The organism is Candidatus Accumulibacter sp. ACC007, from assembly GCF_907163205.1.
Lineage (GTDB): Bacteria > Pseudomonadota > Gammaproteobacteria > Burkholderiales > Rhodocyclaceae > Accumulibacter > Accumulibacter regalis.
Map to the genome: position 1 here is coordinate 37269 of NZ_CAJQUD010000014.1, position 13380 is coordinate 50648.

Below are 13380 nucleotides of genomic sequence, written 5' to 3' on the forward strand. Positions count from 1 at the left end.
CATGGTCGCTGCATGCCTGTTTCCGGCGTGGGGATTCCCTGATGCAGATCGCCTTCTGTTTGTACAAGTACTTCCCTTTCGGAGGCCTGCAGCGCGATTTTCTGCGTATTGCCCTGGCTTGCCAGGGGCGTGGTCACGCCATCAGGGTCTACACGCTGGAATGGCGCGGCGATGTTCCGGCGGGCTTCGAAGTGCTCCTGGTGCCCGTCAAGGCGCTGACCAATCAACGCCGTTATGCGAAATTCAGTGGCTGGGTGGGTGACGATCTGGCCAGACGACCGGCCGACCGGGTCGTCGGTTTCAACAAGATGCCTGGACTGGACGTCTATTTTGCGGCCGACCCGTGCTTTGAGGAAAAGGCGCGTACGCTGCGCGGTGCGCTCTATCGGATGACGGGACGCTACCGCCATTTCGCGGCCTACGAGCGCGCCGTTTTCGCGGCTCAGGCGCGTACCCAGATCCTCCTCATCTCGCCGCTGCAAAGGCCGTTGTTCGAGAAGTACTACGCCACGCCCGGCGAGCGCTTCCATCTTCTGCCGCCGGGGATCGCGCTCGATCGCCGCGCGCCCGGCAATGCCGCCGAGATCCGCGCCGCTTTTCGGCGCGAGTTCGCGCTGGCAGAAGATGACCTGCTCGTGCTGCAGATCGGCTCGGGCTTCAGGACCAAGGGACTGGATCGCAGCCTGAAGGCTCTCGCCGCGCTGCCGGCAGCGCTCGCCAGCCGTTGCCGGCTGTTCGCCATCGGCGACGACGAGGCGAAGCTTTTTCATGCCCAGGCGCGGGCACTCGGAGTGGCCGAGCGGGTACGTATCCTGCGCGGTCGCAGCGACATCCCGCGCTTTCTCCTCGGCGCCGACCTGCTCATCCATCCGGCCTACAACGAGAATACCGGCACCGTCTTGCTCGAGGCGATGGTCGCCGGCCTGCCGGTGCTCACCACCGCCGTTTGCGGCTACGCGCATTTCGTCAGTGATGCCCACGCCGGGCTGGTCGTTTCGGAGCCGTTTCAACAGGCGTCTCTCGACCGCTTGCTGGCGCAGATGCTGAGCGACGAGCCGGCACGTCGGCAATGGCGGTCGCGTGGCCTGGAGTTTGCCGAGCACGCGGACATCTACAGCAACGCCGAACGCGCCGCCGAGTTGATCCTGAAGGCTCCGCCTTGAGCGGCGGCGTGCTCGTCCTTGACGAGCCCTTTCGCTCGCTGTGGGCGGGGCAGGATCCCTTCGCCGCCGTCGAGGCCCTCGCCGGCGAGGTCTTCCGCGAACTCGAGGGGCGCCGCACCCTGCGCACAGAAATCGCCGGGCGTGGCTACTTCGTCAAGATCCATCGTGGCGTGGGCTGGCCCGAAATCGTCAAGAACCTGCTTTCGCTGCGCCTGCCGGTACTCGGCGCTGCGAACGAGTGGCGGGCAATCCGGCGCCTGGGCGAACTCGGCGTCGACAGCATGCGTGCCGTCGCCTTCGGAGTGCGCGGCCGCAACCCCGGGCGGCAGCACTCGTTCATCATCACCGAGGAACTGGCGCCGACGCTCAGCCTCGAAGACTTTTGCTGCGCCTGGGCAAGTCATCCACCCGGCGTGCGCCTGAAACGCGCGCTGATTGGCCGCGTCGCCGGCATGGCGGGAAAAATGCATCGCGGGGGAGTGAACCATCGCGATTTCTATCTCTGTCATTTTCTTCTGCACCTCGACCCCGCACCGACGGCCGACCGGTTCAGGCTGTCTCTGATCGATCTGCACCGGGCGCAGCTGAGAGGGCAGTTGCCGCGGCGCTGGCGCGACAAGGATCTGGCCGCACTCTATTTTTCGGCGCTCGATATCGGCCTGACCAAACGTGACCTGCTGCGCTTTCTGGGGGCTTATTTTGCCTGCCCCTTGCGGCAGATTCTGCGCGATGAAGCGCCATTGCTCGCCCACCTGGAAAGAGAAACGCCTCGCTTGCAGGCGCGTTTCGAACGTAAGGTGGCGGCAGGGGAGATGACATGAGGGCGTGGTGGATAAATCCGCAGTTCGCGAGCAGCGAAGCGGGCGAGCGCTTTGGCGACATCGACAAGGTCTTTGCGCTGGATGGCGAGACGATGGCCCAGGACTCGCTGAGTCGAGTGCTGCGTGTCGGCGTCGGCGGCAAGCGCTACTACGTCAAACGCTACAGTGGCAACGGCAAGAACCTGCGCCGTCGCTGGTTCGGTCTGCGGCGCTGGCTGGGGCCGCCGCGGGTGCGTGCCGAATGGCGGAACCTGCTGGCCTTTCGGGCCTGGGGCATTCCGACCGCAACCCTGGTTGCCTACGGCCTGGAACGGCGTTTTGGCGGCTTCCTTCGCGGCGCGCTGGTCACCGAGGAAATCCCGGATACCATGGACCTCGCCTACCTGGCGCACAGCGACGATCCGCGTCTGGCCGATCGTGCCTGGCTGACCCAGGTCTCGCGACAGATCGCCAGGCTCACGCGGACTCTGCACGACGCCGGTTTCGCGCACAACGATCTGAAGTGGCGCAACCTGCTGGTCGATGGCGGACCGTCGCCGACCGTTTATCTGATCGATTGCCCGAGTGGCAGCTACTATCGCGGCACGATTCTCGACTACCGGATCGTCAAGGATCTTGCCTGCCTCGACAAACTGGCGAGCAAGACACTTTCGCGCAGTCAGCGTTTGCGTTTCTATCTTGACTACACGCAAAACTCGCGCGTGGACAATGGCGATCGGCAGCGAATCGCCAAGATCGTCGGCTTCTTCGATGGCCGAGACTAGGCGCGGCGCGGCGGTGCCGCGGCGCGCGACCGCGTCGGAAACCGGCTTGCCCGTGGTGAGCGATGCGGCAACGCTGCGCGCCGCCGGTCGCCAGCCGCCACTGCCGTTTTGCGTGACCCTGGCCGATGGCCGCCCCTTGATCATGCGCCGGCTGTTGCGCGTCCTTCCCGGCAAGCGGCTGGTCGGCGAAGCGGAACTCGATGGCCGGCGGGTGCTCGCCAAACTGTTCGTCGGGCGGCGCTGCGAAAAACACTGGCGGCACGAACGTGGCGGTCTCGATGCGCTTCGGCAGGCGGAGGTGTCGACCCCTGAACTGGTCGTCGCGACGGCCATGGCCGCTGGCGGCTACGCTTTGCTGACGGTTTTTCTCGAACCCGCGCAGAGCCTTGCCGAAGCCTGGGCGGGAGTCTCGGAACGAGCAGCTGGGGACGCTGAAGCGCTGGCTGTCCTGGCGCCGGCGCTGGGCATGCTTGGCCGTCTGCACGCCGCCGGCCTGGTGCAGGACGACCTGCACCTCGGAAATTTCCTGCGTCATCAGGGCAGGATGCTGGTCGTCGACGGCGACGCGGTGCGCGTCATCAGCCGGGGACAGCCCCTGCCGCCGGCGGACGCCGGCGCCAACCTGGCGGTTCTGCTGGCGCAGTTGCCACCCGTGTGGGACGGGCAGCTCGCCGCCTTGCTGCCGGCCTACACGGCCGAGCAGCCGTTGTTGCCCGAGCAGGCGGTCTTGCGGCGCAATATCGAACGCGTCAGAGCCTGGCGGCTGGGCGACTTCCTGGCCAAGACGGTTCGCGAGTGCACGCTGTTCGCAGTCGAGCACACCCGCGCGCGCTTCAGCGCCGTGCGCCGCGAGGAGGCTGAAACACTGGCTCCCGTGCTGGCCTCGCTGGCCTCGCTTGACAGCGCCGTGGCGAGCGGCAAGGTATTCAAGGATGGCGGCACGACCACGGTGGCGCGCATCGTGGTGAATGCGCGGACGCTGCTCATCAAACGCTACAACCTCAAGAACCTGCGCCACGCGTTCGGCCGCCTGTGGCGCCCCAGTCGCGCCTGGCATTCGTGGCGCGAGGCGCATCGGCTACTCTTCTTCGGCATCCCGACGCCCGGGCCGCTGGCGCTGGTCGAGGAGCGCTGCGGGCCGCTGCGCCGACGTGCCTGGCTGATCTGCGAGTACTGCCCTGGCCCCAATCTGCTCAACCATCTGGCAGCGGATTGCGAGCCCCCGCCTGCCGAGGCGAACGCAATACGGGAGCTATTCGGAGCATTGCGTCGGCATCGGATCAGTCATGGTGATCTCAAGGCGACCAATCTGCTCTGGGACGGCGAGCGCGTCCTGCTCATCGATCTCGACGGCGTCGTGCAGCATCGGTCGGTGGCCGCGTACGAGCGCGCGTGGCGGCGGGATCGCGCCCGCCTGTTGCGCAACTGGCCGTCGGCCTGTGCGCTGCAGCGCTGGCTCGACGAGCAGCTGCCCGGCGCCTGCAGCTGAAGCGACGGCTTGTGCGACTGATCCGCTCCGGGTGGTCGCCTGCGGCAGACGATCAGCCGACGGCGGCCGGGGTGTTGTCCGCCGCTGGCTCGCTGAATTGCATCGCGTGCAGGCGTGTGTAGTGGCCGTCGTTGGCCAGGAGCTCGGCGTGATTGCCGCGTTCGACGATGCGTCCCTGATCCATGACCAGAATCAGGTCGGCCTTTTCGATCGTCGACAGGCGGTGGGCGATGACCAGCGTCGTTCGGGCGGCGATCACCCGGTCGAGAGCGTTCTGAATATGGCGTTCGGACTCGGTGTCGAGCGCTGAAGTTGCCTCGTCGAGGATCAGGATCGGCGCATCCTTGAGCAGGGCTCGGGCGATCGCCAGCCGCTGCCGCTGGCCGCCGGAGAGCATGACGCCGTTTTCCCCGACCATGGTCTCGAAGCCGTCAGGCAGACGGTCGATGAACTCGCGAGCGAAGGCGGCTTCGGCGGCGTTTTCGATGGCCTCGCGTGGCGAGTCGGAAAGGTCGCCGTAGGCGATGTTGCTGGCCACAGTATCGTTGAACAGCACCACCTGTTGGGTGACCAGGGCGAGATGTTGGCGCAGGTTGCGCAGCGTGAAGTCCTCGACGTCGATGCCGTCGATGAGAATCTGGCCCGAGTCGTGATGGTAGAAGCGGGGAATGAGATTGGCCAGTGTCGACTTGCCGCTACCCGAGCGCCCGACAAGGGCGACCATCTGTCCTGGTTCGATCGCGAAGCTGATCCGGTCGAGAATGCGCGCAGTGCTGCCCGGATAGACGAAGGACAGGTCCTTCACTTCTAGCCGACCGCTGACTCTCTGCTTTTCGATGCGTCCGTTATCGGGCTCCGGCTCCTGGTCGATCTGGGAAAAAATGCTTTCGGCGCCGGCCAGCCCTTTCTGAATCGTCGAGCTGACTTCGGACAACTGGCGAATGGGCTTGGGCAACATCCCGGCGGCGGTGAGATAGGCGACCAGGTCGCCCGCCGAGGCGTCGCCGCGCAGCGCCAGGACCAACACCAGCAGGACGGCCATCGCGGAAAAGGTGACCAACTGCAGCGCCGGGGTGTAAGTCGCGCTCGTCCTGACCATGCGCAACTGCTTGGCGGTGTTGTCCTCGCTGGCCACCCGGAAGCGCGTCGACTCGTAATTCTCGCCGCCGAAACTGCGTACCACGCGGTAGCCCTGGATGGTTTCCGAGGCGACATGCGTCAGGTCGCCCATGGTCGCCTGGATCTTGAGGCTTTGCCGGCGAAACTTGCGGCTGGCCCGGGTCACCATCACGCCGATGATCGGCAGGATGGCCACCATCACCAGCGTCAGTCGCCAGTTCATCCACAGCAGGTAGCCGAAGAGGAAGATGACCGTCAGTCCCTCGCGAATGACGACCTTGATCGCGTCGGTCGCCGCGCCGGTGACCATGGTTACGTCGTAGGTGATTCGCGAGATCAGATGACCGGTGTTGTGTTGATCGAAATAGCCATTCGGCAGGTGTAGCAGGCTGTCGAAGAGGGCGCGCCTGAGGTCGTGGATCAGGCCCAGCGAGACCCTCGCCAGGTAGTAGTTGCCAAGAAAGGAGCCGACCCCCTGCCAGGTGACGACAATGACCAGCAGCAGCGGTACGCCGTAGGTCAGGTCGAGGTCGCCGGTGAAGGCATTGGCGTGTCGCGTGACGCTGCTCGGTTCGTTCAGTTCGTCGACAAGGTACTTCAGAATCCCGGCCATCATCGGTTGCGACGAGGCGAAGATCATGTAGCCCACCAGGCTGATGGCGAACATGCCGAGAAACGGCCGCAGATAGCCGAGCAGCCGGAAATAGATGCGCAGTGAGGAGGTGGCTGGTTTGGCTGGTTTGGCGGGGTTGCTGGCGGTTGACATTCTCTGGCAGGCTGTCGAGGGAACTCAGTCGACGGCTTCGCTGCTGTCGTCGGTGGGCCACACAGGCTCGATTTCGGCCGGCGCGTTTTCCTTGTAGAACCATTCCCTGGCAGGTCCTTTGCCAGCATCGGGAATGGCGACCGAGACGACTCCGTCCGGAGTGGGCAGAAACGACTCGGGGACATCCTTCAGTGCCTTGCCCATGTAGCTGATCCAGATCGGCAGCGCTGCCGAGCCGCCGGTCTCTCGCCGGCCAAGATTCTTCGGTTGGTCGAAGCCGATCCACGCGCAGGCAACGACGGTTTGCTGGTAGCCGCAGAACCAGGCGTCGACCTGATCGTTGGTGGTTCCCGTCTTGCCGGCGAGGTCACGCCGCTTGAGCGTCGCCGAAGCACGCGCCCCGGTTCCGTAGATGGTCACGTCGCGCAGCAGGCTGTCCATCAGGAAGGCGTTGCGGGGGTCGATCGCGCGCAGGCGTTCATCGCCGGCAGTCGTTGGCGCGGCCTGCGCCAGCAGCTGATTCTTGTCATCCAGTATCTGGCTGACTATGTACGGCCGAATATGGTAGCCGCCGTTGGCGAAGATCGCGTAGCCGGCGACCATCTGCCAGGGGGTGGCCGCGCCGGCGCCCAGTGCCATGGTCAGGTAGGGCGGGTGTTTGTCGGCGTCAAAGCCAAAGCGCGTCACGTAGTCCTGGACAAAGCGCACGCCGCTCGCCTGCAGGAGACGGATGGAGACCATGTTCTTCGATCTGGCGAGCGCTCGACGAATGCGCATCGGCCCTTCGTACTTGCCGTCGTAGTTTTTCGGCTCCCAGGCCTGACTGCCAGTGACCGTTGCCGGGAAGCTGATTGGTTCGTCGCTGATCACCGAGGCGGGGGTGAAGCCCCTTTCTAGCGCTGCCGAATAGATAAACGGCTTGAAACTCGAACCCGGCTGGCGCCATGCCTGCGTCGTGTGATTGAACTTGCTGCGGTTGAAATCAAAGCCGCCAACCAGTGCGCGTATGGCGCCGTCGCGCGGATCGGCGGCCAGGAAGGCGGCTTCCACCTCGGGCATCTGAACGATGCGCCAGTTGTCTTTCTCGTCGCTCTGAACGCGAATGACCGCGCCCCTGCTGAGGCGCTTGTTGGCCGGAGCCTTGTCATCGATCATGCGTGCTGCGAACTTCAGCCCCTCCCCACTGAGGGTGACGATCTCGCCGCCCCGCCGGTAGGCTCGAATCGCCTTGCTGCTGGCTTGCAGGATGATCGCCGGGTGCATGTCTTCGGCGTCGGTGAAGTCCTGCAGCAGTTCTTCGAGACCTTCGTCCTGCTCTGATTTGATCCGGCTGATGTCGACGTAGGCCTCGGCACCCCGGTAACCGTGTCGGCGGTCATAGTCGAGGACGCCTCGCCGCACGCTGTCGTAGGCAGCCTCCTGATCGGCCTTGAGAATGGTCGTGTAGACGCGCAGGCCGCGTGTGTAGACATCCTCCGGAAAACGCTCGGCGGCGATCTGGCGCGCCATTTCGGTGACGTACTGGGCGTGCATTGGCGTCTCGCTGACGTCGCGCTTGATCACCAGGGCTTGCGCCAGGGCGGCGTCGTACTGCTCGTCGGTGATGAACCCCAGGTCGTTCATGCGCCGCAGAACGTATTGCTGACGAATGCGCGCACGCTTTGGTTTGGCGACCGGGTTGTCGGCAGAGGGGGCTTTCGGCAGCCCGGCAAGCATGGCCACCTCGGCGATGGTCAGGTCAACCAGCGGTTTGCCGAAATAGGTCTGCGCCGCAGCGGCGAATCCGTAAGCGCGCTGGCCGAGAAATATCTGGTTGATATAGAGTTCGAGAATCTGATCCTTGCTCAGGTTGTGTTCGATCTTGAAAGACAGCAGCGCTTCGTAGAGCTTGCGGGTGTAGGTTTTCTCGGAGGAAAGAAAGAAGTTCTTGGCCACTTGCTGGGTGATCGTCGAAGCGCCCTGGCGCTTGCCGCCACTCATCAGGTTGGCTTGCAGTGCGCGCAGGATGCCCAGCGTGTCCACGCCGCTGTGCTGATAGAAGCGCTCGTCTTCGGCGGCCAGGATGGCCTGCTTCATGATCGCCGGAACCTCATTTATGCTGACCACGGCGCGACGTTCCTCACCGAATTCGCCGATCAGATAGCCGTCAGCGGTGTACACCCGCAGCGGCACTTTGGGCCGGTAGTCGGTAAGGATCTCCAGCGACGGCAGGTTCGGGTAGGCCAGGCTGAGAACCACAGCCACCATGGCCAGGGCTATGGCGGCGAGGCCGGCAACAAACACGATCGGGTACAGGATCCAGCGGAGGGCGGTAGGCAACACGGCGTCCGGAATGAAAGGCAGATCCCGCTATTATATTGGCGCGGCCGCGAAAAAGGCGCGAAGATCGGCGCGGCTATGCTGTCCGGAGGCGAGCGGCGAAGCGACGGAAGCGACGATGCTGCCCTCGACGTTGCTGCCCGCTGGCGCCAGGGTCTTTCACGCTGGCCATCTCCTGGTCATGGTAAAGCAATGGAAAGCCAATAGTTTTAGTGGTTTACGCTACACTCCTGGCCTAATGAGCGATGTCCCCAGTAACAACCATGAAATTGCTTTACACGTCGGGAGCTTGTTGCTAGCATCTAAAGTAAAGTATCAATAAATACGCTAACTACAAATTTTTGAAGGGTTTTTGTCGGAGGGTGGCGATTTGCAGCTTGATCTTTCGATCTTCAATCCCAAGGCGCGCTCCCTGATCGGTCTCGATATCAGTTCATCGTCGGTCAAGATGGTGGAGCTGGCCAGCGACGCAAAAGGCGGTTACCGCGTCGAGCGTTATGCGATTGAGGTCTTGCCCAGGGACGTCGTCTCGGATGGCAACATTGTCAACCTGGAGGCTGCGGCCGAGTCGGTCCGGCGCGCGTGGAAGAGGATGGCGACCGTGACCAAGCAGGTTGCCATTGCCTTGCCGGCGTCGCACGTCATTACCAAGAAGATCATCGTTGCGGCCGGCCAAAGGGAAGAAGAGCTGGAAGTGCTGGTCGAGTCCGAGGCTAACCAGTACATCCCCTTTGCGCTCGAAGAGGTCAATCTGGATTTTCAGGTGGTCGGGCCGGTGCCATCGTCTCCGGACGAAATCGAGGTGCTGATCGCGGCGTCGCGCAAGGAAAAGGTGGAGGACCGTGTCGCCGTTGCCGAAGCGGCAGGTCTCAAGCCTGTGGTTCTAGATGTCGAGTCCTATGCCGTACTGGCGGCGTTCGAGCTGATCGAAAAACAGCTTCCCGAGGGTGGTCAGGGGCAGATTGTCGCCTTGGTCGATGTCGGTGCCAACGTGATGAACCTGACCGTCCTGCGCAACGGCCAGCAGCTTTACGTTCGCGAGCAGGCGTTTGGCGGAAACCAGCTGACGCAGGATATTGCTCGCCTGTTCAGCATGAGCTTCGAGGAGGCAGAAGCGGAAAAGCGCCGCAACAACTTGCCCGAGCAGTACGAAGCGGAGCTCTTGCGGCCGTTTCTTGAGTCGATGGCGCTGGAGCTGTCGCGTGCCCTGCAGTTCTTTTTTACTTCGACCCAGTTCAACCAGATCAACCACATCGTTCTGGCCGGCGGCTGTGCGGTCATCGCCGGAGCCGACGAAGTCGTCGCGTCGCGCACGCAGATCAACACCATCATTGCCAATCCGTTTGCCAATATGCTGCTTTCCGATCGCGTGCGCACCAAGAATCTGTTGACTGATGCCTCGTCCTTGATGGTTGCCTGTGGTCTTGCGCTGCGGAGGTTCGACGAATGATCCGCATCAACCTCCTGCCGCATCGGGAAGAGAAGCGACGCGCGCGGCGACAGCAGTTCTATGCCCTGTTCGGCTTGATCAGCGTTCTTTCCGGGCTGATCGTCTTTCTCGTTTACTCCGTGATTGGCGGCTATATTGCCGCCCAGGACGCCAAGAACGCCTTTCTCCAGACCGAGATCGCCGTACTTGACAAGCAGATCGATCAAATCAAGCGGCTCAAGGCGCAAAGCGACGCCCTGATGGCGCGCAAGCGGATCATCGAATCCTTGCAGCGAGACCGGGCGGAAGCCGTGCGCTTGCTCAGCGAACTCACCAAGCAGATGCCTGAGGGGGTGTATGTTCGCTCGCTCAAGCAGGTCGGACAGAGCATCCATCTGATTGGCTACGCGCAGTCCAGCGCTCGCGTTTCGACGCTGATGCGCAACATCGAGGCGTCACCGTGGCTTGAGAAACCTCGTTTGATCGAGATCAAGGCGGTGCTGGTTGACAAGCGTCGCCTCAACGAATTCAGCATGTACGCCTCCCTGAAGAGGGCTGCTGCGGGCCAGGAGGGGCAGAAATGAAGAAGCCCGAGCTGCCATCTATCGATTTCCGCGAGATGCTCAGAGACTTCGAGAATCTCGATCCACAGGATCCCGGGGCGTGGCCCGTTGCGCCGCGGGTGACCGTGCTGGTTGGTTTGTTGGTGATCCTCTTGCTGGCTGGCTGGTGGTTTGTCTGGGCTGACCAGCTCGACGCGCTGGAGAGCAAGGGTCACGAAGAGCAAAGGCTGAAAGACCAGTTCGTGGCCAAGAAGAAGCAGGCCGTCAACCTCGACCTCTACGTTCAGCAGCTGGATGAAATCGACCGCTCCTTCGGTGCGCTGCTCAAGCAGCTGCCCAACAAGTCCGAAGTCGAGGCGTTGCTGGTCGAAGTCAACCAGGCGGGGATGGGCCGGGGCCTGCAGTTCGATCTCTTCAAGCCCGGTAGCGAGCAGGTGCAGGATTTCTATGCCGAACTGCCCGTCGACGTGCGCCTGACGGGGACCTACCATGACTTCGGGGCTTTCGCGGGAGATATCGGCAAGTTGTCCAGAATTGTCACCTTGAACAATATCTCGATCGTAGATAACCCGCAGCGCAAGGATGGAAGCCTGGTGCTCGATGCGGTTGTCAAGACCTTCCGCTATCTTGATGCGGAAGAGCTGGCGGCGAAGAGGAGGGCTGCCGAGGCGGCGGCCAAGGGTGGCAGGCGATGAGCAAACTCCTTGCCTTGCTGGCTAGCGCTTTTCTGGTCGCCTGCTCCAGCGGCGATCATGAGGATATCCGCGAGTGGATGAGCACGGTCGCGCAGGATGCCAAGGGAAAAATACCGCCGCTGCCGGTGGTCGAAGCCTACGAGCCCGTGCCCTACGACGTGGGCGACCTGATCGACCCGTTCAAGCCAGCCAAGCTGGGGTCGGATACCAGAAAGGGCGGCGGTGGCTTCAAGCCTGATCTCGATCGACCCAAGGAACCCCTGGAGCTGTACCCTCTGGAATCGCTGAAGTATGTCGGCGTGATGACCAGGGCGAAGGTGTCGTATGCCATCATTCAGGTCGAGAGCGCCTTGTACCAGGTCAAGATCGGCAACTACATGGGGCAGAACTTCGGCGTGGTGGTCGACGTTTCCGAATCAGAGGTGGTTTTGCGAGAGCTTGTTCAGGATTCTGCCGGTGATTGGGTGGAGAGAACGAGCAGCCTGCTGTTGCAGGAAAAGGGAGCGAAGTAAATGAAGCAGATCAAACGATACCTCCTCGGCCTGGTCGGAGCCGTGCTGTTGACCTCCGGGATGGTCAACGCGCAGGACGGTGGCTCGAATTCGATCGAGTCGATGAATGTCATTCAGCAGGGCTCGGTGCTCAACGTCAAGCTCACCTTCAAGGAACCATTGAAGGTATTGCCGCCAGCATTCAGTGTCGCCAAACCTGCGCGCATCGCCTTCGATTTTTCGAATACGACCAACGGCCTGGGCAGATCGAGTCAAGCGTATAACGAGGGCGATCTGAAGAGCGCCAATATCGTCCAGGCCGAGGATCGCACCCGCCTGGTCCTGAACCTGCACAAGCCGATGACCTATGAGGCGACCATTGAAGGCAATAGCCTGCTGCTCGCTCTGGTGCCGAGCGCCACGACGCAGGGCGCGACCGCCGTCGAGCATTTCGCCAAAGCGCTCCCGTCGAGCAGCGCGAACACCGTTCGCGACATCGTCTTCCGGCGCGGCAAGGACGGTGAGGGACGGATTACCGTCGATCTGAGCGACGCCAACGCCGGTATCGACATCCGCCAGCAAGGCGCGAATCTGGTCGTCGATTTCGCCAACGTGACCGTTCCGGCTGCGCTGCAGAAGAAGCTCGATGTGACCGATTTTGCAACGCCGGTGGTAAAGGTGAATACGGTTCAAAAGGGCCGAATACGCGCATGACGATTACCCCGCAGGGGCTCTGGGAGCACAACGCCTACCAGAGCGACACGCAGTTCGTCATTGAAGTCAAGCCGATCATCGAGAACCCGAACAAGTTGGTGCAGGGGAGTCGCGGTGGCTATCAGGGCGAAAAGCTGTCGCTCAACTTCCAGAACGTCGATGTCCGCCGCCTGCTGCAGGTGATCGGTGAGTTTACCGGCATGAACATGGTGGTCAGCGATTCCGTCGGCGGTGCGATTACCTTGATCCTCAAGGACGTTCCCTGGGATCAGGCGCTGGACATCATCATGCAGCAGAAGGGCCTCGACATGCGCAAGAATGGCAACGTCATTCTGATTGCGCCGCGCGAGGAGATCGCGACCAAGGAAAAGCTCGACTTCGAATCGAGAATACAGATTGGTGACCTCGAGCCCCTGGTGGCCGAGAGCTTCCAGATGAACTACATCAAGGCCGACGCGGTGCAGAAACTGCTCATCGACCCCAAGCAGACCGTGCTTTCCAAGCGTGGCAGCGCGCCGTTGTCGAGGAGCGCTCGAACATTCTCTTCGTCAAGGACACGCCGAGCCGCCTGGACGAAGTGCGAGCGATGATTGCCAAGGTCGACATCGCCGCTCGGCAGGTGATGATCGAAGCGCGGATCGTCGAGGCTGGCGACAGTTTTGCGAAGAACCTCGGCGTCCGCCTGGGCTGGCGGCAAACCTTCCCCGACGGCGCGGTCAGCGTCGGAGGGGGAGCCGTCAGTGGTCAGCTTGACATGGCGGAACGCAGGTCAACCTGCCAGCGACGCCACGGACCGGAAACGCCGGTACGCTGAATTTCCTGCTCTTCAACAACGCCCTGACGCAGTTCCTGACGGCCGAAATTTCGGCGCTCGAAGCCGACGGTCGCGGCAAGGTGATCTCCAGTCCGCGCGTGATGACTGCCAACCAGGTTGAGGCGATCATCGAGCAGGGCGTCGAAATTCCCTATCAGCAGGCAACCAGTTCAGGTGCCACCAGCGTCTCGTTCCGGAAGGCCAACCTGGCGTTGAAAGTAACGCCCCCAGAT

Annotated in this window: 13 protein-coding genes and 1 pseudogene; 12 read left to right on the forward strand and 2 right to left on the reverse strand. The window is 62.6% G+C overall.

The annotated features are described in order from the left end of the window. The first annotated feature begins 41 nt into the window (after positions 1-41). The 4 genes from QZ634_RS21395 to QZ634_RS21410 are packed head-to-tail and all read left to right on the forward strand — an operon-like array spanning position 42 to position 4237. Complete coding sequence (locus tag QZ634_RS21395; protein WP_291991478.1) at positions 42-1163, forward strand: glycosyltransferase family 4 protein; 1122 nt, start codon at positions 42-44, stop codon at positions 1161-1163. Then, positions 1160-1984 (forward strand): lipopolysaccharide core heptose(I) kinase RfaP, encoded by an 825-nt coding sequence (rfaP, locus tag QZ634_RS21400; protein ID WP_291991479.1) that lies wholly within the window; start codon positions 1160-1162, stop codon positions 1982-1984. Before QZ634_RS21395 ends, rfaP begins: the two co-directional genes overlap by 4 nt. After that, complete coding sequence (locus QZ634_RS21405) at positions 1981-2748, forward strand: lipopolysaccharide kinase InaA family protein (protein ID WP_291991480.1); 768 nt, start codon at positions 1981-1983, stop codon at positions 2746-2748. The genes rfaP and QZ634_RS21405 overlap by 4 nt, the downstream gene beginning before the upstream one ends. Beyond that, positions 2735-4237, forward strand: coding sequence for a lipopolysaccharide kinase InaA family protein (locus QZ634_RS21410; protein WP_291990137.1), 1503 nt, complete (start codon positions 2735-2737; stop codon positions 4235-4237). The genes QZ634_RS21405 and QZ634_RS21410 overlap by 14 nt, the downstream gene beginning before the upstream one ends. A gap of 52 nt (positions 4238-4289) precedes the next feature. On the opposite strand, the gene msbA is transcribed toward QZ634_RS21410, so the two are convergent. Together msbA and QZ634_RS21420 are read right to left on the reverse strand one after the other, a co-directional pair. Then, complete coding sequence (gene msbA / locus QZ634_RS21415) at positions 4290-6122, reverse strand: lipid A export permease/ATP-binding protein MsbA (protein WP_291990135.1); 1833 nt, start codon at positions 6120-6122, stop codon at positions 4290-4292. 24 nt (positions 6123-6146) lie between these two features. Next, the gene (locus QZ634_RS21420) at positions 6147-8441 is read right to left on the reverse strand and encodes a penicillin-binding protein 1A (RefSeq protein ID WP_291990133.1); all 2295 of its coding nucleotides are present in this window, start codon (positions 8439-8441) and stop codon (positions 6147-6149) included. 370 nt (positions 8442-8811) lie between these two features. Here QZ634_RS21420 and QZ634_RS21425 point away from each other — a divergent pair, with 370 nt between their 5' ends. The 8 genes and pseudogenes from QZ634_RS21425 to QZ634_RS21460 form a co-directional block, all read left to right on the forward strand. After that, on the forward strand, positions 8812-9891 hold the full coding sequence (locus tag QZ634_RS21425) for a pilus assembly protein PilM (protein ID WP_291990131.1): 1080 nt from the start codon (positions 8812-8814) through the stop codon (positions 9889-9891). Further along, on the forward strand, positions 9888-10454 hold the full coding sequence (locus tag QZ634_RS21430) for a PilN domain-containing protein (RefSeq protein ID WP_291990128.1): 567 nt from the start codon (positions 9888-9890) through the stop codon (positions 10452-10454). The genes QZ634_RS21425 and QZ634_RS21430 overlap by 4 nt, the downstream gene beginning before the upstream one ends. Continuing rightward, complete coding sequence (locus QZ634_RS21435) at positions 10451-11128, forward strand: type 4a pilus biogenesis protein PilO (protein ID WP_291990126.1); 678 nt, start codon at positions 10451-10453, stop codon at positions 11126-11128. Before QZ634_RS21430 ends, QZ634_RS21435 begins: the two co-directional genes overlap by 4 nt. Continuing rightward, complete coding sequence (locus QZ634_RS21440) at positions 11125-11640, forward strand: pilus assembly protein PilP (RefSeq protein WP_291990125.1); 516 nt, start codon at positions 11125-11127, stop codon at positions 11638-11640. Before QZ634_RS21435 ends, QZ634_RS21440 begins: the two co-directional genes overlap by 4 nt. A gap of 102 nt (positions 11641-11742) precedes the next feature. Further along, positions 11743-12557: pseudogene (locus tag QZ634_RS21445) on the forward strand (AMIN domain-containing protein); the annotation flags it as partial. Further along, complete coding sequence (locus QZ634_RS21625) at positions 12540-12923, forward strand: secretin and TonB N-terminal domain-containing protein (RefSeq protein ID WP_366145438.1); 384 nt, start codon at positions 12540-12542, stop codon at positions 12921-12923. The pseudogene QZ634_RS21445 and the gene QZ634_RS21625, both read left to right, overlap by 18 nt. Next, the gene (locus QZ634_RS21455) at positions 12920-13147 is read left to right on the forward strand and encodes a hypothetical protein (protein ID WP_291991483.1); all 228 of its coding nucleotides are present in this window, start codon (positions 12920-12922) and stop codon (positions 13145-13147) included. Before QZ634_RS21625 ends, QZ634_RS21455 begins: the two co-directional genes overlap by 4 nt. 47 nt (positions 13148-13194) lie before the next feature. Next, positions 13195-13380, forward strand: a 186-nt coding sequence (locus QZ634_RS21460; RefSeq protein WP_291991486.1) for a hypothetical protein, incomplete at its 3' end; no start/stop codon positions are given.

Coding starts and splice junctions, on each gene's coding strand:
- QZ634_RS21395 (WP_291991478.1), top strand. CDS start 42: ATGCAGATCGCCTTCTGTTTGTACAAGTACTTCCCTTTCGGAGGCCTG.
- QZ634_RS21435 (WP_291990126.1), top strand. CDS start 10,451: ATGAAGAAGCCCGAGCTGCCATCTATCGATTTCCGCGAGATGCTCAGA.
- QZ634_RS21430 (WP_291990128.1), top strand. CDS start 9,888: ATGATCCGCATCAACCTCCTGCCGCATCGGGAAGAGAAGCGACGCGCG.
- msbA (WP_291990135.1), bottom strand. CDS start 6,122: ATGTCAACCGCCAGCAACCCCGCCAAACCAGCCAAACCAGCCACCTCC.
- QZ634_RS21625 (WP_366145438.1), top strand. CDS start 12,540: ATGGTGGTCAGCGATTCCGTCGGCGGTGCGATTACCTTGATCCTCAAG.
- QZ634_RS21455 (WP_291991483.1), top strand. CDS start 12,920: ATGATTGCCAAGGTCGACATCGCCGCTCGGCAGGTGATGATCGAAGCG.
- QZ634_RS21405 (WP_291991480.1), top strand. CDS start 1,981: ATGAGGGCGTGGTGGATAAATCCGCAGTTCGCGAGCAGCGAAGCGGGC.
- QZ634_RS21410 (WP_291990137.1), top strand. CDS start 2,735: ATGGCCGAGACTAGGCGCGGCGCGGCGGTGCCGCGGCGCGCGACCGCG.
- QZ634_RS21440 (WP_291990125.1), top strand. CDS start 11,125: ATGAGCAAACTCCTTGCCTTGCTGGCTAGCGCTTTTCTGGTCGCCTGC.